Here is a 16,675-nt window from a genome sequence, read left to right on the forward strand (position 1 = left end):
GAACACCGCGCCGGGCTCCGCGCCCGCCAGCCGCGCGAACAGCGCCGGGCGCACATCGGCGAGCGCGAAGAACGCCGCGCGGTGGCTGAACAGCCGCTCGCCATAGCGCCCCAGCGTGCGGGTGATCGCGAAGGCGCGAATGCCCGCGCTGGGCAGGAGGTAATTGAACCCGCGCGCAGCCACGGCGCCTGCCGCACCGGCGATCGCCGCCCCGGTGAGGAACCAGCCCGATACCGCGAGCAGCCCAACACCCGCGATCGCCGCCAGCACGGCCAGCACGATCGCCACACCGGTGGCCCGGCGCTGGCGCCTGCTGGCGTCCTGAAGCATCCGTGCAATCATGACAGCCTCACCACGCTGGCGGCGCGTTCGGCAAGCGCGGCATCGTGCGTGGCCGCGATCACCAGCCTCTCGCGCGAGACGGCCTCGATCAGGCCGCGCACCCGGCAGGCCGTCTCGCTGTCGAGATCGGCGGTGGGTTCGTCCAGCAAGAGCAGCGGACGGCCCGAGGCGATCGCCCGGACCAGACCGATCCGCCGCCGCTCGCCGCCCGAAAGTCCCGAGCCGCGCGGATCGATCGCCAGATCGAGCCCCCGCTCCCCGATCAGCGAGGACAAGCCGCAAGCCTCCAGCAGCGGCAGCAGGTCCGCCGCGCCGTCCGCGCTTCCCAGAAACAGATTCTCGCGCAACGTTCCCGGCAGCAGCAGGGGCCTTTGCCCAGCCCAGCCCGTCAACGCCGCCAACGCGGCAGGGGCAGTGCCGGCGCCGTCGAGCATGACCGCGCCCGTCATCGCAGGCGTCATGCCGATCAGCGCGTGGAGCAGCGAGGACTTTCCGGCCCCGGTAGGCCCGGTCAGCGCATGAAGTCCCGGCCCTTGCCAATCCGCCGCGAACGGGCCGATGCGGTTGCCGTCGGAATACGTCACTTCCAGCCCTGCCACGGTCAAACGGCTGACGCTGGCCACCGCCGGAGCAATCTCTGCCCCCCGGTGCGCCCCGGCCTGCTGCAAGGCCCCGGTAATGCTGGCCTCGGCCGCCTCGCCCTGCTGCTTGTCGTGATAGGCCGCCGCCATCCGGCGCATGCCCAGATAGAATTCGGGCGCCAGTGCCAGCGCGAAGAACGCGCGGCCCAGCGTCAGCTCTTCCGGTGCCGGAAACGGCAACAGCCCCAGCAACGAAAACCCGCAGTACACCGCCACCAGTGCCACCGAGAGCGCGGCGAAGAATTCCAGCACCGCGCTCGACAGGAAAGCCACGCGCAGCACCTGCATCGTGCGTGAGGCGACTTCGCGCGCGGCCTCGCCGATCTGGCGCGTCACCCGGTCCTCCGCGCCGAAGGAAAGGACAATCGGCAGTGTCGCCACCCGGTCCACGAACAGGCCGGAGAGCCGGGAGAGCGCCTCCAGCTGCCGCTCCGCCTCCGCCTTGCCCGCCAGCCCGGCAAAGGCCATGCCCACGCCGAACGGCACCAGCGTCATGACCATGATCAGCGCGCAGACCCAGCTTGCGAAAGCGACGATCGCCGCGATCATCAGCGGAGAGGCGACGGCGGCCAGCTTCAGCGGGCCGAACCGCGCGATCAGCCCTTCATAGGCTTCCACATCGTCGATCGCGGCGCGCATGTCCTCCCCGGCAAGGCGCCCGCGCACGAGGCCCGTGGGCAGCAACGCGCCGATCAGCCTGCGCCGCAGATCGCGCTTGATGCCGATGGCCTCGCGCTGTCCGGCCAGTGCTGCCATGCCCTGCGCTCCCGCGCGCAGCACGCCGCTCAGGACAATGCCCGCCAGCAGCCAGGGCGTGGCCGCCGGAACCCGGCCCTGCGCTACCCAGCCGCCCAGCAGCAGCGCCAGGCAGCCGGCAAACAGCACCGCCCCGGCGGTGTCGGACAGCCACCACACCGCCGCAGCATCGAACTTACGCCGGGAGCGTCCCGGAAACGGGACAGAATCTGTTGTAACACTATGAGATAAGGACATTCAGGACCGGGCAGGCATTGACTACATTAACAACGGCTAATATTTGGAGCCCGCTAAACGACGGGACCCTTCGAGTCGAGTCCCGCCTCCGGCTACCACAGCGACAGGAGCATGCTCATGGATATGGCAGTTGTCGAGCTTTCGCGGCTGCAATTCGCCCTCACGGCCATGTACCACTTTCTATTCGTACCTCTGACCCTGGGCCTTTCGTTCCTGCTTGTCATCATGGAGAGTATCTATGTGATGACGGGCAAGGAGATCTGGCGCGTCACTACCCGCTTCTGGGGCAAGCTGTTCGGCATCAATTTCGTGCTGGGCGTTGCCACCGGGATCACCATGGAGTTCGAGTTCGGGACCAACTGGGCCTATTACGCGCACTACGTGGGGGACATTTTCGGCGCACCGCTCGCCATCGAAGGCCTGATGGCCTTCTTCCTCGAAGCCACGTTCGTGGGCCTGATGTTCTTCGGGTGGGACCGGCTGTCCAAGGTCGGCCACTTGTTCGTGACGTTCTGCGTCGCGCTCGGCTCCAACCTCTCCGCGCTGTGGATTCTGATTGCCAACGGGTGGATGCAGCACCCGGCGGGCTCTGCTTTCAATCCGGAAACGATGCGCATGGAAGTGACTGACTTCTATGCCGTGCTGTTCAATCCGGTGGCGCAGGCCAAGTTCGTGCACACCGTGAGCGCAGGCTACGTCTGCGCCTCGGTCTTCGTCATGGGCGTTTCGGCCTGGTATTTGTTGAAAGGCAAATGGACCAATGTCGCCCGCCGCTCGATGATGGTGGCGGCCGCGTTCGGCCTCGCCTCTTCGCTGTCGGTGGTCGTTCTGGGGGACGAGTCGGGCTATGCCCTGACCGACAACCAGAAGATGAAGCTCGCCGCGATCGAGGCGATGTGGGAAACCGAACCGGCCCCGGCGGGCCTCTCCATCTTCGGCTTTCCGGACATGGACAAGCATGTCACCCACTTCGACATCAAGATCCCCTATGTGCTGGGCCTGATCTCCACCCGCAGCCTGACGGGCGAAGTCATGGGCATCAACGATCTGGTGCTGAAAGCCGACGAGCGTATCCGCAGCGGGCTGATCGCCTATGACGCGGTGGAGAAACTCAAGACCGACCGCACCAGTGCCCCCGCGCGCGAGGCCTTCGAGCTGCACAAGCGCGATCTGGGCTATGCCATGCTGCTCAAGCGCTATGTGCCCGATCCGCGGCAGGCGAGCGATCAGCAAATCCTGATGGCGGCCAAGGACACCATTCCGGATGTGCCAGTGATGTTCTGGCTGTTCCGGATGATGGCGGGGATTGGCTTCTTCTTCATCGCCTTCTTCGCGCTGGCCTTCTACTGCGCCTCCGTCTGCCAGTTCAACAAGCGCTGGTTCCTGAAACTGGCGGTGGTCATCGTGCCTCTGCCATGGCTTGCCATCGAGGGCGGCTGGGTCTTGGCCGAGATCGGCCGTCAGCCCTGGGCGGTGGAAGGCGTGCTGCCGACGTTCCTCGGCGCATCCTCGCTGACGATCAGCCAGATCTGGACGACGATCGTCGGCTTCACCCTGCTCTACGGCACGCTGGCCGTGATCGAAGTGCGCCTGATGATCGCCGCCGTCCGCAAGGGGCCGGTGGAGCATCCCCCGGCGTCCTCCGAAGGCGGACAGCAGCAGGGCAATGCGGGCTTCGCCCCGCTGCCGGCCGAATAAGGGAGGTTCACAAGATGGCTATACCCCTCGATTACGAAACGCTGCGCCTGATCTGGTGGCTCCTGCTGGGCGTGCTGCTGATCGGCTTCACGCTGACGGACGGCTATGACCTTGGCGTCGCCGCGCTGATGCCCTTCATCGGCAAGACCGACGAGGAACGCCGCCTGGCGATCAACGCGGTCGCGCCGCACTGGGAAGGCCACCAGGTGTGGTTCATCCTCGGCGGCGGCGCGATCTTCGCGGCCTGGCCTTTCGTCTACGCGGTGAGCTTCTCGGGCTTCTATCTGGCGATGTTCCTGCTGCTGGCGGCGCTGATATTGCGCCCGGTCAGCTTCAAGTACCGCTCCAAACATGCCGATCCCGCGTGGCGCAGCCGCTGGGACTGGGCGATGTTCGTCAGCGGCCTCGTGCCCGCGCTGGTCTTCGGCGTGGCGGTGGGCAATGTGCTGCTGGGCCTGCCCTTCCGCCTCGATAGCGATCTTCGCACCTTCTACGAGGGCTCGCTGCTCGGACTGTTCTCGCCCTTCGCGCTGCTGACCGGGCTGCTGTCGGTCGCCATGATCGTGATGCATGGCGCGGGTTTCCTCGCCGTCAAGATCGAGGAAGGCCCGGTTCTCGAACGGGCACGGCGCTTTGGTACCTTTGCCGCCCTGCTCTGCATCGTCCTGTTCGCGCTGGGCGGAGTGTGGGTCGCGATGGGGCAGATGGGCTTCCGGCTGGAAGGCGTGATCGACGCGCAAGGGCCGTCAAATCCGCACTATTCGCAGACCGTGGCCGCACCCGGCGCCTGGCTGGACAACTACGGCCGCTATCCGTGGATGATGCTGGCGCCGGTGCTCGGTTTCGCCGGGCCGCTCATCGCGCTGATGGGCATCCGCAGCCGCAGCCATGCACTCAACCTCACCGGTTCCTCACTGGCGACGGTGGGCATCATTTCCACGGTGGGGCTGTCGATGTTCCCCTTCATCGTGCCCAGCGCAATCGATCCGCAGTCGAGCCTGACGGCGTGGAATGCCTCTTCGAGCCATCTCACGCTATGGATCATGCTGCTGGTGACGCTGATCTTCCTGCCGATCGTGCTGGCCTACACGGCCTGGGCGATCAAGGTGCTGTTCGGCCGCGTGACCATCGAGCAGGTCCGCACCAACCCCGACTTCTACTGATAAGGAGCGAGACCGATGTGGTACTTTTCCTGGATTCTCGGCGTAGGCCTCGCGGTAGCCTTCGGCATCGTCAACGGCATGTGGCACGAGTTCCGCTCGCCCATGGATGACGACGTCAACGTGTAAGCAAGGCCAACGTACAAGCAAGAGAGCCGGGGTGCCGCACCCTGGCTCTTTTCTTTTGGAATGGGCCGGAAATGGACCGCAGGGCTTGCAGAAAAAAGCGGTTCTCGCATTCAGCCCAATGTCTGGCGGACCCAGCCGGTGATCGCGCTCTTCGGCATCGCGCCGGACTGACGGGCAATCTCGCGCCCGCCCGCGATCAGGATCATCGTCGGGATGGAGCGGATGCCGAAACGCCCGGCAATCGCCTGCTCCGCTTCGGTATCGAGCTTGCCCAGCCGGACCAGCGGCTCCAGATCGGCGGCGGCGGCCTCGAACTGCGGGGCCATCTGGCAGCACGGGCCGCACCATGACGCCCAGAAATCGACCAGCAGCGGAATGCCGCTTTTCGCCGCATGGGCATCGAAGTTGGCGGAGGTCAGCGTCACCGGATGCCCGGCGAACAGCGCCGCGCCGCACCGGCCGCACTTGCCGCCACCGGTCAGCCTCTCACGCGGGACGCGGTTCAGCGAAGCGCAGGAGGGGCAGGCGATGATCACCGGATCGGCCATGGATATCTCCTAGTTGCAGGTGGTCCCGCAAATCACGCAAAGCGCATGGATGATGGCCCGCACGACTTCATCCTTGAGGCTGTAATAGCGCGTCTGCGCTTCCCCCCGGATGGCAACGATCCCCTCTTCACGCAGCAAGGCCAGATGCTGGGAGACCGAGGACTGCGAAAGCCCCGACAATTCCACCAGTTCGCTGACCGATACCTCCCCCTCGTCCATCCGGCATAGCATCAGCAGCCGCTCCGGGTGGCTCATCAGCTTGAGCCGGGCCGCCATGGCATTGGCGTTGGATTTGAGGGTGTTAAGATCGGCGGGCTTCATTCATGCTGGCTTTCTAATGGGCGACCATCGTCTCTGAGGACGACATAAATCGCCGGAATAACCAGAACTGTGAGCAAAGTGGAAGAGGCCAAACCGAACAGCAACGAAATTGCCAGCCCTTGAAAGATCGGATCGGTCAGGATCACCGCCGCCCCAATCATCGCCGCCGCCGCCGTCAGCACGATCGGCTTGAAGCGGATCATGCCCGCTTCCAGCAGCGTCTGGCGCAGGCTTTTCTCTGCCGTGCGCGTGTGGCGGATGAAGTCCACCAGCAGGATCGAATTGCGCACGATAATGCCCGCCAGCGCGATGAAGCCGATCATGGAGGTGGCCGTGAACGGCGCACCGAACAGCATGTGGCCCAGCACGATGCCCACCAGCGTCAGCGGGATCGGCGTCAGGATCACCAGCGGAATAGTAAAGCTGCGGAACTGGCCGACCACGAGCACGTAGATGCCCAGCAGCGCCACCATGAAAGCGCCGCCCATGTCGCGAAACGTCACCCAGGTGATTTCCCACTCACCGTCCCACAGCAGCGAGGTGTGGCTCTCATCCTCAGGCTGGCCGTGCAGCAAGATTTCCGGCTTCTGCAAGCCGTGCGCCGCCCAGTCGTAGCTGTTAACCGCATCGTCCACCGCCAGCATCCCGTAGACCGGCGCTTCGTAGCGGCCCGCGAGTTCGGCGGTGACCATATCGGTGCCGCGCCCGTCGCGCCGGAAGATCGCGCGGCCGCCCGGCACCATCTCGGCCTTCACCAGTTCGCCAAGCTGCACGAGCTGCGGCCCCGCCGGTCCTTGCGCCACGGCCACCGGCGTCGCCGCCAATGCTGCCGACCAGGTGCGCTGCGACTGGTTGAGCGTCATTTCGATCGGCAGCGGATCGCGCCCGCTTCCCCGCGGCGCGTAACCGACCGTCTGCGTCCCCAATAGCGCGCCGATGGAATCGAAGAGCTGGCGTTCGGACAACCCGTACTGATCCAGCTTCGCGCGGTCCGGGATCAGCTTGAGCGTCGGGCGCGGCTGGCCGAAGGAATTGTCGACATCGACAATGAAGGGCACCGACTTGAAGATTTTCTCCACCTGCTCGGCGGTCTTCACCCGGGTCGCCTCGTCGGGCCCGTAGATTTCAGCCAACAGCGTGGCGAGCACCGGCGGCCCCGGCGGCGTCTCCACCACCTTGAGTGATCCACCCGCAGGCAGGGCGATGGCCTTGAGCTTGTTGCGCAGATCCACGGCGATTTCGTGGCTGGACCGCGAACGGTCCCCCTTGGGCAGCAGGGTCACCATCAGATCGCCCATTTCCGGCTGGTTGCGCAGGAAATAGTGCCGCACCAGACCATTGAAATTGAACGGCGCGGACGTGCCCGCATAGGCTTCCATCGAGACCACTTCGGGCACGGTACGGGTGATCGCGGCGGCCTGTTGCAACACGCGCGAAGTCGACTCCAGGCTGGTGCCCTCGGGCAGGTCGGCCACGAGCTGGACTTCGCTCTTGTTGTCGAACGGCAGCAGCTTCACCGTCACCGCCTTGAAGTAGAACATCGAGCAGGCCACCAGCGTGGCCAGGCCCACCGCGATCAGGAAGCGCCAGGCGCTGCCCTTGCTCGCGATCACGCGCGAGGCATAGCGGGCATAGAGCGCGCCCAGTTTGCCGCCATGCGTGCCCTCATGCTCATGGTGAGCAAGCGCAGTGCGGGCGAAGCGGATCATCAGCCAGGGGGCGATGATCACGGCGACGAAGAAGCTGAAAATCATCGCCGCCGAGGCATTGATCGGGATCGGCGCCATGTAGGGGCCCATCAGCCCGGACACGAACAGCATCGGCAGCAGCGCCGCAACCACCGTCAGCGTGGCAATGATCGTCGGGTTGCCCACTTCGGCCACGGCTTCCACTGCCGCATCGATCCGCGTTCGATCGTCCTTCATCGCCCAATGCCGCGCGATATTCTCGATCATGACGATGGCATCGTCGACAAGGATGCCGATCGAGAAGATCAGCGCGAAGAGGCTCACGCGGTTGATCGTGAAGCCCATCACGTTGGAGGCGAACATGGTGAGCATGATCGTCGTCGGGATGACAATGGCCGTCACCCCCGCTTCGCGCCAGCCGATGGCAAAGCCGATCAGGATGACGATCGAAACCGTCGCCAGCGCGAGGTGGAAGATCAGCTCGTTGGCCTTCTCGTTCGCGGTCTCGCCGTAATTGCGGGTGACGGCGACGGTGACCGAATCCGGGATCAGCTTGCCTTCGAGGAGGTGGACCCGGTCGACGATCTGCTCGGACACGGTCACCGCATTGGCACCCGCGCGCTTGGCGATAGCAAGGCTGACGGCAGGCGCCATCGACCACTTGCCACTTTCATCCTTTGCCCAGCGCCAGGACCGCGCCTGATGCTGCGTCGGCGCCTGCTCGACGGTGGCAACATCGGACAGCAGCACCGGCGCCCCGGTGATCGAACGGACCGTCAACCGCGAAAGCTCCCGCGCGTCGCGCAGGCTCTGCCCGGCGACCACCAGCGCGGCCTCCCCGCCTTCCCGCACGGTTCCGGCGGGGAAGGCGCGGTTGGCCTGGCTGACCGCCTCGATCACGCTGCCCAGCGGCACCCGGTGCGCGGCCAGCTTCGCCGGATCGGGCACCACGCGCAGCGCCATCTGCTGGCCGCCGGTGATAAAGGTCAGGCCGACATCATCGACCTTGGCCACTTCGGTCCGCAGCTTGCCCGCGAGTTCAGCCAGAGCCTGATCGGTCCACTGCCCCGCCGCGCCCGGCCTGGGCGTCAGCGTGAGGACAACGATCGGGACATCATTGATACCGCGCACTGTCACCTGCGGCGGCGGAATGCCTACCGGGATGCGGTTCTTGTTGGCCTCGATCTTCTCGTTGATGCGCGTCACCGCGTCTTCGGGATCGGAACCGACCAGAAAGCGCGCCGTCACCAGCACGCCGTTGTCCTGCGCCTGCGTATAGACGTGCTCGACGCCGTTCACGCTTTTGACGATGGTTTCCAGCGGCTTGGCCACCAGCTCCACGGCATCGGAAGCGGAAAGCCCCGGTGCCTGGACCATGATGTCCACCATCGGCACCTTGATCTGCGGCTCTTCCTCGCGCGGGATAGTGATCGTGGCGATCAGGCCGACAATGATCGCGGCCAGCAGGAACAGCGGCGTCAGCGGCGACTGGATCGTTGCCCGCGTCAGCTTTCCGGAGAGGCCGAGGTTCACTGCGCCGCCCCGATCAGCGTGTCACCGGCGGACACGCCGGAGAGGATCTCGACTTTGCCAGCCTCCGCGATGGGCGCGGTCTGCACCGGCACTTGCGTGGCCGTGCCGTCCTTCCCGGCGAGCGTTACGTAATCGATGCCGTAGCGCCGGGTGACGTAGCCGGAAGGGACTAGCAATGCCTTCCGGCTGCCGGTCTCGACCCTTGCGGCAACGCGGCGCCCGATCAGGGTATTGTCGATACCCGGCATCTGGACATCGGCCGCCACTTGCCCTGCCGTGACCGAAGGATAGACCTTGATCACCCGGCCCGTTGCATCGCCGGAACCGACGCCAACCGCCTCTACCAGCGAACCCGCATGGACTTTTGCCGCCAGCGATTCGGGCATTTGCAGCCTTACGATCACTGGCCCGGCGGTAATCACCGCGATCGCCATGCCCGGTGCCACGGGCGCGCCGGCGGGAACGTCCGCATGCAGCACCCGGCCGCTGGCGGGCGCGACAACGGCGCCCTGCCCGGCCACCGCGGTTGCCGCTGCATATTGCGCGCGCGAGGCCGAAGCGGCGGCCTGTGCCTGCTCCAGCCGGGCATCGGCATAGACGCCGTTGTCATGCAGGAATTTCACGCGCTTGAGCTCGGACTGCGCCTGCACCATCTGCGCCTTCGCCGCTGCCGCCTGCGGGCCGAGCTGGCTATCGATGATGCGCCCGATCGTCTGGCCCTTGCGAACCATGTCGCCCTCCCGCACCGAAAGCGCGGTGAGGATGCCGGGGATGCGTGCCAGCACTTGCGCCTGATCGACCGTGGCGACTTCCGCGCTCACGTCCTGCCAGTCTGCCGTATCGCTTTCCCGCAGCACGAGCCTGGGCCCGGAAGGCGCCTTGCTCTCCTGCTGCGCCGCGTCCTCTCCACCGCCGCAGCCTGCCAGCGGCAGGCCCAGCACGGACAGGGAGAGTGCGGACAGAATCAGGACTTTTGCGCGCATCATGACATCCCCTGTATTTTTATCCGGTCTTTTGCGCTCAGCGCTCGACCGGCAGGCTGGCCGCCTGCCAGGCGCCGAAACCGCCAGCGAGGTGCGTATCGACCTCGGCCTGTGCCACGCCGCACTTGTCGAGCGCCATGCCCGAGCGCTTGCCGCCCAGACAGTTGAGCACCAGCGTCTTGCCTTGCGGATGGGGCAGTTTCGACGGCTGAAATTTCGAAAGCGGCATGTTCACCGCGCCGGGAATATGCCCGGCCGCGAACTCGTCCGCCTCGCGCACATCCACCACCAGCGCCTCGCCCGCACTCAGCATCGCATCAAGCTGCTGCGCCGTGATTTCCTTGTGCTGGGGCTTACCCAATCCGAACACCATCTCTCTCACCTCTTAGCTGTGTTGCGCGGGCTCCGGCCGCGCCGTCATACATTGGCTATTGCATATATTCTATATTCGTTATATTAGTCAAGTCCGATACATTAAGTCTATCGGGGCGCTCCCGTCGGCACCACTGTCGGCAGAGGGGACCTGACAACGGGAGAGAATGACATGTCATTGCCCCAGATCATTATCCTTGGCGCAGGCCTTGGGGGCACGATCGCAGCCTATGAAATCCGTGACGCCGTAAAGGGCAAGGCGGAAGTGACCGTGGTGAACGATCAGGACGATTACTGGTTCGTCCCCAGCAACCCCTGGGTCGCCGTGCGCTGGCGCGAACCGGAAGCGATCAAGGTGCACTTGCCCCCGATCATGAAGAAAAAGGGCATCGGCTTTACCTCCGTGGGCGCGAAGAAAGTCCACGCCGCCGAGAACCGCATCGAGCTCAACGACGGCACTTCGCTGAACTACGATTACCTCGTCATCGCCACCGGCCCGGAGCTCGCCTTCGACGAGATCGAAGGGCTCGGCCCCGATGGCCATACCGTATCGGTGTGCAAAACCGACCATGCCGCCGAAGCCGCCGAGGCATTCGACCGTTTCTGTGCCGATCCCAAGCCGATCGTGGTCGGCGCGGTTCAGGGCGCCTCCTGCTACGGCCCGGCCTATGAATTCGCGCTGATCCTCGATACCGAGCTCAAGCGCCGCAAGATCCGCGACAAGGTGCCGATGACCTTCGTCACTGCAGAACCCTATATCGGCCACCTGGGGCTTGACGGCGTGGGCGACACCAAGGGCCTGCTCGAAAGCGAACTGCGGGGCCGCCATATCAAGTGGATCTGCAACAACCGCATCACCGGCATCGAGGAAGGGATGATGCACTGCGAGGAACTGGCCGGGGACGGTTCGGTCAAGGCCACGCACGATCTGCCGTTCGGCTATTCGATGCTGCTGCCTGCTTTCCGGGGGATCGACGCGGTGATGGGCGTGGAAGGCCTCGTCAATCCGCGCGGGTTCATCCTGGCGGACAAGCACCAGCGCAATCCCACTTTCAAGAACGTATATTCACTGGGCGTATGCGTCGCGATACCGCCCGTCGGCCCGACGCCGGTGCCGGTGGGCGTGCCCAAGACCGGGTTCATGATCGAATCGATGGTCACCGCGATTGCCGCAAACCTGAAGCTGGAACTCGCGGGCAAGGAGCCGACCGAGGAAGCCACCTGGAACGCCGTGTGCCTCGCCGACTTCGGCGATGGCGGCGTGGCCTTCGTGGCCCAGCCGCAAATCCCGCCGCGCAACCTCAACTGGTCGTCCAGCGGCAAGTGGGTACACATGGCCAAAGTCGGCTTCGAGAAGTACTTCCTGCACAAAGTGCGCAGGGGCAAGAGCGAGCCGTTCTACGAAAAGCTCGCCATGCACGCCCTCGGCATCCGCAAGCTGCGCTTCAAGTAGAGGAGAGAACCGATGAACCTCGATGCTGCCGTTCTTCGCTTCGCTGGCGTGGTCGTCCTCGTCAGCGCACTGCTCTCGATCACCGTTCACCCGTACTGGATCGGGCTGACGATCTTCGCCGGACTCAACATGCTGCAGGCCAGCTTCACCGGATTTTGCCCTGCCGCAATGATCTTCAAGAAGCTGGGTGTGAAACCCGGAAACGCCTTCCGCTGAGCGAGACCGATATGCGCCGCCTGCTGCTTCTTTCGCTGATGCCCCTGTCGTGTCTGGCTGCCGCCCCCATGGCGGCAGCGCAGGATCTGGACACAACCATTGCCGATGCCCTGGCCCACGCCCCCGCGCTGGCGGCCGCCAAGGCCGAAGAAGCCGCGGCGAAAGCCCGGCTCGACCGTGCCAGGGCGGAAAGCAATCCGTTGCTTCGTGCAGAGGGCTCGGTCGCCACCGGCCGTATCGACAACGGCGGCTTCTTCGGCATCACGGCCGACGATACGACACCGCTGGCCCTGCAAGCCACGGCGGAAATGCCGCTCTATGCGGGCGGGCGTATTTCGGCGGCGATCGATCAGGCCCGGGGCGGTGCGAAGATCGCTGGCTTCCAGGCCGAACAGACGCGGCTGCAAACCGTCGTCCGCGCGATTTCCACCTATACCGAAGTGCTGACCGCGCGGAAGCTCAAGATCCGGTTCGATCAGCTCGTCTCCGAACTCACCGAAGTCGAGCGGCAGGCCGGGCTGCGTTTCAAGGCCGGGGAAATCTCCAGCGCCGATCTCGCTCAGGCCCGCGCCCGCAAGGCGCAGGCGGATGCGGGACAGGCGCGCGCACAAGGCCGCCTCGCGTCGGCGGAGGCCGCCTATCAACGCCTCACCGGCAAGCCTGCGGGCGATCTCGCCCCCCTGCCCGCACTGCCGCACACGCCGCCCACGCTCGATGAAGCGCTGGATCTTGCCCGCTCCTCCAATCCCTCGATGCGGCAGGCCAAGGCTGCCGTCGATGTCGCCAGGGCCGGTGCGCGCGCGGCCCGGGCCGAAGGCCTGCCGCAAGTCGGCGCCTTTGCCGAAGCCGCGCACGTGCGCGACCAGTTCTTCCCCGGCTACAAGGCGGATTCCGTGGCTGTCGGCATCCGGGGCAAGTGGACGATCTTCGCGGGCGGCCGCGTCGCCACCCAGACCCGCGCCGCCGATGCCGAAGTGGATGCCAGTGAGGCCCGGCTGCGTCAGGCGGACCAGACGCTGACCGGCATGGTCATCGATGCCTGGACCGGCCTTGCCACCACCCACCGCATGGTCGATGCCACACGCCTGCAAAACGAAGCCGCCACAGAGGCGCTGCGGGGCCGCAAGCTCGAAGCGAAAGTGGGTTCCGTGCCAGTGCTTGCCGTGCTCGATGCCGAGCGCGAGGCGATCACCGCCGAAGCCGCGCTGCTGGAAGCGCAAGGGCAGAACCTTGTCGCCGCCTGGCAGCTCAACGCCCTGACCGGGAATATCGATCCATGACTGACACGCCCATCGACACCGCCACCGCCCAGATCGAGGCCGCGATGGCCGCAAAGCGCGGACCAGTGGTGCGCACGTTCTTCGACGAAGCGACTTTCACCGCCACGCATGTCGTCCACGATCCGGAAACGAAGCGCGCCGCGGTGATCGATTCCGTACTCGATTTCGATCAGCCCTCGGGCCGCACCAGCCACGGCTCGGCCGATGCCGTGATCGCCTATGTCCGCGCGGAAGGCCTGAACGTCGACTGGCTGCTCGAAACCCACGCCCATGCCGATCACTTGTCTGACGCCCCCTACATCCAGCAGGAACTGGGCGGCACCCTGGTTATCGGCGGCGAAATCCGCACCGTGCAGGGCGTGTTCGCCAAAGTCTTCAACGAGCCGGAAAGCTTCGCGCGGGACGGCTCGCAGTTCGACCGGCTGATGCAGGACGGCGAACGCTTCGCGCTCGGCGGAATCGAGGCCATTGCCCTTCACGTTCCCGGCCACACGCCCGCCTGCCTGGCCTATGTCATCGGCGACGCGGTGTTCGTGGGCGATACGCTGTTCATGCCCGATTACGGCACCGCCCGCGCCGACTTTCCCGGCGGCGATGCCCGCACGCTGTTCCACTCGATCCGCCGCCTGATGCAGTTGCCGGAGGCCACGCGCGTATTCCTGTGCCATGACTACAAGGCCCCGGAGCGCGACGAATACGTCTGGGAAACCACCATCGGCGCCGAGAAAGCGGGCAATGTCCACGTCCACGACGGCGTGAGCGAGGATGAATTCGTGGCCATGCGCGAAGCGCGCGATGCCACGCTGGACATGCCGCGCCTGATCCTGCCCTCGATCCAGGTCAACATCCGCGCCGGGCATTTTCCGGAACCCGAAGCAAACGGTGTCAGCTACCTCAAGCTGCCGCTGAACCTGCTGTGAGGAATGAGCGCGCAGCTTCCCTCTTCGTCATTGCGAGGAGGCAAAGCCGACGAAGCAATCCAGAGCGGTGTAAACCGCCTCTGGATTGCCGCGCGACCTTCGGCCGCTCGCAATGACGAATGAATTGCAGGGCCTGAAGAGATGACCGAGCTGCAATACCTGCTGGGCGGCCTCAGCGGCATCCTTGTCGGCTTCACGCTCGGGCTGGTGGGCGGCGGCGGTTCGATTCTGGCGGTGCCGCTGATGGTCTATTTCGTCGGCGTGAAAAGCCCGCACCTTGCCATCGGCACCAGCGCACTGGCAGTGGCCGTCAATGCTCTCGCGGGGGTCTGGAATCACGCGCGCGAAGGCAATGTCAAATGGCGCTGCGGCGCCGCTTTCGCCGCTGCCGGGATCATCGGCGCACTGGCAGGCTCGACGCTGGGCAAGGCGTTCGACGGGCAGAAGCTGCTGTTCCTCTTCGCCCTGCTGATGCTGGTGGTGGCTTTCGCCATGTACCGGGGACGTAAAGACGCCGGGGTCGAAGGCGTCACCTGCAACCGGGAGAACCTGCCCAAAGTCCTGAGCTTCGGGTTCGGCACCGGCACGCTTTCGGGTTTCTTCGGGATCGGCGGCGGATTTCTGATCGTGCCCGCGCTGGTCGCCTCCACATCGATGCCGATCTACCGCGCGGTAGGCACATCGCTGATCGCGGTCGCGGCCTTCGGGCTGACGACGGCGGCGAACTATGCCTGGTCAGGCCTGATCGACTGGCCGCTGGCGGCCACCTTCATCGGCGGCGGCATTCTCGGCACGGGTCTTGGCGCTCTCGCCGCCCGGCGCCTCTCCGCCGCGAAAGGGCGGCTCAACACGCTCTTTTCCGCCCTGATTGCCTGCGTGGCGCTCTACATGCTCTACCGCGCCTGGCTCGCGCTCATGGCATAAACGGCCACGGGCATGGGCTCAGCCCATGCCCAGTTCGGCCACGGTCTTGCGGTCATAGTAATCGCGGAACGTGACGATCTGGCCATCGACGATGCGGATCGCCCCCATGACCGGCAGCACCATGTGCCGCTCGCCGATCACGTGATCGTCCAGCCTTTCGCACAGCACCCATTCGCCGTTCACCGCCAGATTGACGATCTCGACATCGATGCGGGTGAGATGGCCGAAGCACATGTCCAGCCACGCCCGGATCGCCTCGCGCCCTTTCAGCGGCTTGCGCTCGGGCACGTTGTCGTAAACGCCACCCTCGGCGAAACACGCCACCATCGCCTCCGCATCGCGCGTGGCCCAATAGGTCAGAAACCGGCGCAGCAGCGCCTCATTGGATTCGCTCACGGTCCTCTCCCTCGTATGTGAAACGGCCGCTCAGCCGCTGATCGTCACGCCGCCGTCCACCACCAGACAATGCCCGTTGACGTAGGCCGAAGCCGGGCTCGCCAGAAACAGCGCGGCTCCGGCGATGTCGCGCGGCTCTCCGATGCGGCGGCTGGGGGCTTTGGCGGCGATCATCTCGAACAATTGCGGCGGCGTGCCCGATGTGCCCTCCGTATGGATCAGCCCCGGCAGGATCGCATTCACACGGATGCCCCTCTCGGCAAAGTCCACCGCCGCCTGCCGCGTCAGCGCATTGAGCGCGGCTTTCGTGGCGCTGTAGTTGGCGATGTCCGGCCCGCTCGGACGCAGCGATTCCATCGACGAGACATTGATGATCCGCCCGCCCGGCTGCATGTGCCGCCCCGCCTCGATCATGCCGCGCAGCGGGCCCAGCAGATTGACCGCGAACGTCCGCTCGAACAGATCCCAGTCAAGGTCGGGCAGTCGTCCACCGGGCTGGTAGATGCCTGCATTGTTCACCAAGACATCGATCCGCCCGAAGGCCTTCATGGCCGCCGCAACGACAGTCTCTCCGGCATCGGCCGCGCCAAGATCGGCCTCTACCGCTTCGGCCCTACCCCCCGCATCGGCAATCGCGGCGGCTGTCGCTTCGGCGGCCTGCCGCGACAGGTCCGCCGCCACCACGGCCATCCCCGCCGAGGCCAGCATCACGGCAATCGCACGCCCGATACCCGCCCCTGCCCCGGTCACGACAGCCACTTCGCCATCCATGCGGAACATTGGAATCACCCCCACACCAACGGCAGATAATCGAGCCCGAAGGTGCGCCCGGTATGATAGCGCGGGGTTTCGCCCGGCTTGATCCGGATGTTGTCGAAGGCCTTGAGGAATTCCTCCACCACAATGCGCATTTCGCGCTTCGCGAGATTGACGCCCACGCAATTGTGCGTGCCGGTGCCGAAAGCGATATGGCGCGGCTTGCGCTCGATATCGACGCTGTGCGGATCGGCGTAGACCGAGGGATCGCGGTTGGCGAGCATGATCGGCATGTTCACCTCGTCCCCCTTCTTCATCGGCA

17 protein-coding genes and 1 pseudogene are annotated in these 16,675 nt (G+C 65.4%); 8 read left to right on the plus strand and 10 right to left on the minus strand.

Annotated features, from left to right (window positions below; translation table 11 throughout):
- Together MTR66_RS17770 and MTR66_RS17775 are read right to left on the minus strand one after the other, a co-directional pair.
- A pseudogene (locus MTR66_RS17770) lies at positions 1-342 on the minus strand (ATP-binding cassette domain-containing protein); the annotation flags it as partial.
- Positions 339-1,898 (minus strand): ABC transporter ATP-binding protein/permease, encoded by a 1,560-nt coding sequence (locus MTR66_RS17775; RefSeq protein ID WP_243923500.1) that lies wholly within the window; start codon positions 1,896-1,898, stop codon positions 339-341. The gene MTR66_RS17775 and the pseudogene MTR66_RS17770, both read right to left, overlap by 4 nt.
- A gap of 195 nt (positions 1,899-2,093) precedes the next feature.
- Between MTR66_RS17775 and MTR66_RS17780 the strand changes: the two genes are divergently transcribed.
- Genes MTR66_RS17780 through cydX form a run of 3 tightly spaced genes read left to right on the plus strand, consistent with a single transcriptional unit; the run spans position 2,094 to position 4,963 of the window.
- A complete protein-coding gene (locus MTR66_RS17780) occupies positions 2,094-3,674 on the plus strand; it encodes a cytochrome ubiquinol oxidase subunit I (RefSeq protein WP_243923502.1) in 1,581 nt (526 codons plus the stop codon).
- A gap of 14 nt (positions 3,675-3,688) precedes the next feature.
- Complete coding sequence (cydB, locus tag MTR66_RS17785; protein WP_243923504.1) at positions 3,689-4,837, plus strand: cytochrome d ubiquinol oxidase subunit II; 1,149 nt, start codon at positions 3,689-3,691, stop codon at positions 4,835-4,837.
- A 15-nt stretch (positions 4,838-4,852) separates the two neighbouring features.
- The gene (gene cydX / locus MTR66_RS17790; RefSeq protein ID WP_243923506.1) at positions 4,853-4,963 is read left to right on the plus strand and encodes a cytochrome bd-I oxidase subunit CydX; all 111 of its coding nucleotides are present in this window, start codon (positions 4,853-4,855) and stop codon (positions 4,961-4,963) included.
- Positions 4,964-5,073: 110 nt separating this feature from the next.
- Here the strand turns inward: cydX and trxC are convergent, their stop codons facing one another.
- The 5 genes from trxC to MTR66_RS17815 are packed head-to-tail and all read right to left on the minus strand — an operon-like array spanning position 5,074 to position 10,409.
- Positions 5,074-5,511 (minus strand): thioredoxin TrxC, encoded by a 438-nt coding sequence (gene trxC, locus MTR66_RS17795; RefSeq protein WP_243923508.1) that lies wholly within the window; start codon positions 5,509-5,511, stop codon positions 5,074-5,076.
- Positions 5,512-5,520: 9 nt separating this feature from the next.
- Complete coding sequence (locus MTR66_RS17800; RefSeq protein WP_243923510.1) at positions 5,521-5,832, minus strand: ArsR/SmtB family transcription factor; 312 nt, start codon at positions 5,830-5,832, stop codon at positions 5,521-5,523.
- Complete coding sequence (locus MTR66_RS17805) at positions 5,829-9,053, minus strand: efflux RND transporter permease subunit (protein ID WP_243923512.1); 3,225 nt, start codon at positions 9,051-9,053, stop codon at positions 5,829-5,831. The genes MTR66_RS17800 and MTR66_RS17805 overlap by 4 nt, the downstream gene beginning before the upstream one ends.
- The gene (locus MTR66_RS17810) at positions 9,050-10,039 is read right to left on the minus strand and encodes an efflux RND transporter periplasmic adaptor subunit (RefSeq protein ID WP_243923515.1); all 990 of its coding nucleotides are present in this window, start codon (positions 10,037-10,039) and stop codon (positions 9,050-9,052) included. Before MTR66_RS17810 ends, MTR66_RS17805 begins: the two co-directional genes overlap by 4 nt.
- A 34-nt stretch (positions 10,040-10,073) precedes the next feature.
- Positions 10,074-10,409, minus strand: a complete 336-nt coding sequence (locus MTR66_RS17815; RefSeq protein WP_243923517.1) for a rhodanese-like domain-containing protein — start codon at positions 10,407-10,409, stop codon at positions 10,074-10,076.
- Positions 10,410-10,580: 171 nt separating this feature from the next.
- On the opposite strand from MTR66_RS17815, the gene MTR66_RS17820 reads away from it, so the two are divergent.
- The 5 genes from MTR66_RS17820 (at position 10,581) to MTR66_RS17840 (ending at position 15,201) form a co-directional block, all read left to right on the plus strand.
- Positions 10,581-11,861 carry an NAD(P)/FAD-dependent oxidoreductase gene (locus tag MTR66_RS17820; protein ID WP_243923519.1) on the plus strand — a complete coding sequence of 427 codons (1,281 nt, stop codon included), beginning with the start codon at positions 10,581-10,583 and terminating at the stop codon, positions 11,859-11,861.
- A gap of 12 nt (positions 11,862-11,873) precedes the next feature.
- Positions 11,874-12,077, plus strand: a complete 204-nt coding sequence (locus MTR66_RS17825; RefSeq protein ID WP_243923521.1) for a YgaP family membrane protein — start codon at positions 11,874-11,876, stop codon at positions 12,075-12,077.
- 11 nt (positions 12,078-12,088) lie between these two features.
- Positions 12,089-13,357, plus strand: a complete 1,269-nt coding sequence (locus MTR66_RS17830; RefSeq protein WP_243923523.1) for a TolC family protein — start codon at positions 12,089-12,091, stop codon at positions 13,355-13,357.
- On the plus strand, positions 13,354-14,277 hold the full coding sequence (locus MTR66_RS17835; protein WP_243923525.1) for an MBL fold metallo-hydrolase: 924 nt from the start codon (positions 13,354-13,356) through the stop codon (positions 14,275-14,277). Before MTR66_RS17830 ends, MTR66_RS17835 begins: the two co-directional genes overlap by 4 nt.
- A 141-nt stretch (positions 14,278-14,418) precedes the next feature.
- Positions 14,419-15,201 (plus strand): sulfite exporter TauE/SafE family protein, encoded by a 783-nt coding sequence (locus MTR66_RS17840; protein ID WP_243923527.1) that lies wholly within the window; start codon positions 14,419-14,421, stop codon positions 15,199-15,201.
- 18 nt (positions 15,202-15,219) lie between these two features.
- Here the strand turns inward: MTR66_RS17840 and MTR66_RS17845 are convergent, their stop codons facing one another.
- From MTR66_RS17845 to MTR66_RS17855, 3 genes are all read right to left on the minus strand, one after another.
- Positions 15,220-15,597, minus strand: a complete 378-nt coding sequence (locus MTR66_RS17845) for an SgcJ/EcaC family oxidoreductase (RefSeq protein ID WP_243923529.1) — start codon at positions 15,595-15,597, stop codon at positions 15,220-15,222.
- A gap of 30 nt (positions 15,598-15,627) precedes the next feature.
- Positions 15,628-16,377 carry an SDR family NAD(P)-dependent oxidoreductase gene (locus tag MTR66_RS17850; protein WP_243923531.1) on the minus strand — a complete coding sequence of 250 codons (750 nt, stop codon included), beginning with the start codon at positions 16,375-16,377 and terminating at the stop codon, positions 15,628-15,630.
- A 5-nt stretch (positions 16,378-16,382) separates the two neighbouring features.
- Positions 16,383-16,675, minus strand: a 293-nt coding sequence (locus MTR66_RS17855) for a cytochrome P450 (protein WP_243923533.1), incomplete at its 5' end; no start/stop codon positions are given.

The organism is Novosphingobium beihaiense (assembly GCF_022832375.1).
Taxonomy (GTDB): domain Bacteria; phylum Pseudomonadota; class Alphaproteobacteria; order Sphingomonadales; family Sphingomonadaceae; genus Novosphingobium; species Novosphingobium beihaiensis.

Excerpts from the sequence above, each read along its gene's own strand:
- MTR66_RS17780 (WP_243923502.1), top strand. The coding sequence starts at position 2,094 with ATGGATATGGCAGTTGTCGAGCTTTCGCGGCTGCAATTCGCCCTCACG.
- cydB (WP_243923504.1), top strand. The coding sequence starts at position 3,689 with ATGGCTATACCCCTCGATTACGAAACGCTGCGCCTGATCTGGTGGCTC.
- cydX (WP_243923506.1), top strand. The coding sequence starts at position 4,853 with ATGTGGTACTTTTCCTGGATTCTCGGCGTAGGCCTCGCGGTAGCCTTC.
- trxC (WP_243923508.1), bottom strand. The coding sequence starts at position 5,511 with ATGGCCGATCCGGTGATCATCGCCTGCCCCTCCTGCGCTTCGCTGAAC.
- MTR66_RS17800 (WP_243923510.1), bottom strand. The coding sequence starts at position 5,832 with ATGAAGCCCGCCGATCTTAACACCCTCAAATCCAACGCCAATGCCATG.
- MTR66_RS17810 (WP_243923515.1), bottom strand. The coding sequence starts at position 10,039 with ATGATGCGCGCAAAAGTCCTGATTCTGTCCGCACTCTCCCTGTCCGTG.
- MTR66_RS17815 (WP_243923517.1), bottom strand. The coding sequence starts at position 10,409 with ATGGTGTTCGGATTGGGTAAGCCCCAGCACAAGGAAATCACGGCGCAG.
- MTR66_RS17820 (WP_243923519.1), top strand. The coding sequence starts at position 10,581 with ATGTCATTGCCCCAGATCATTATCCTTGGCGCAGGCCTTGGGGGCACG.
- MTR66_RS17825 (WP_243923521.1), top strand. The coding sequence starts at position 11,874 with ATGAACCTCGATGCTGCCGTTCTTCGCTTCGCTGGCGTGGTCGTCCTC.
- MTR66_RS17830 (WP_243923523.1), top strand. The coding sequence starts at position 12,089 with ATGCGCCGCCTGCTGCTTCTTTCGCTGATGCCCCTGTCGTGTCTGGCT.
- MTR66_RS17835 (WP_243923525.1), top strand. The coding sequence starts at position 13,354 with ATGACTGACACGCCCATCGACACCGCCACCGCCCAGATCGAGGCCGCG.
- MTR66_RS17840 (WP_243923527.1), top strand. The coding sequence starts at position 14,419 with ATGACCGAGCTGCAATACCTGCTGGGCGGCCTCAGCGGCATCCTTGTC.
- MTR66_RS17850 (WP_243923531.1), bottom strand. The coding sequence starts at position 16,377 with ATGTTCCGCATGGATGGCGAAGTGGCTGTCGTGACCGGGGCAGGGGCG.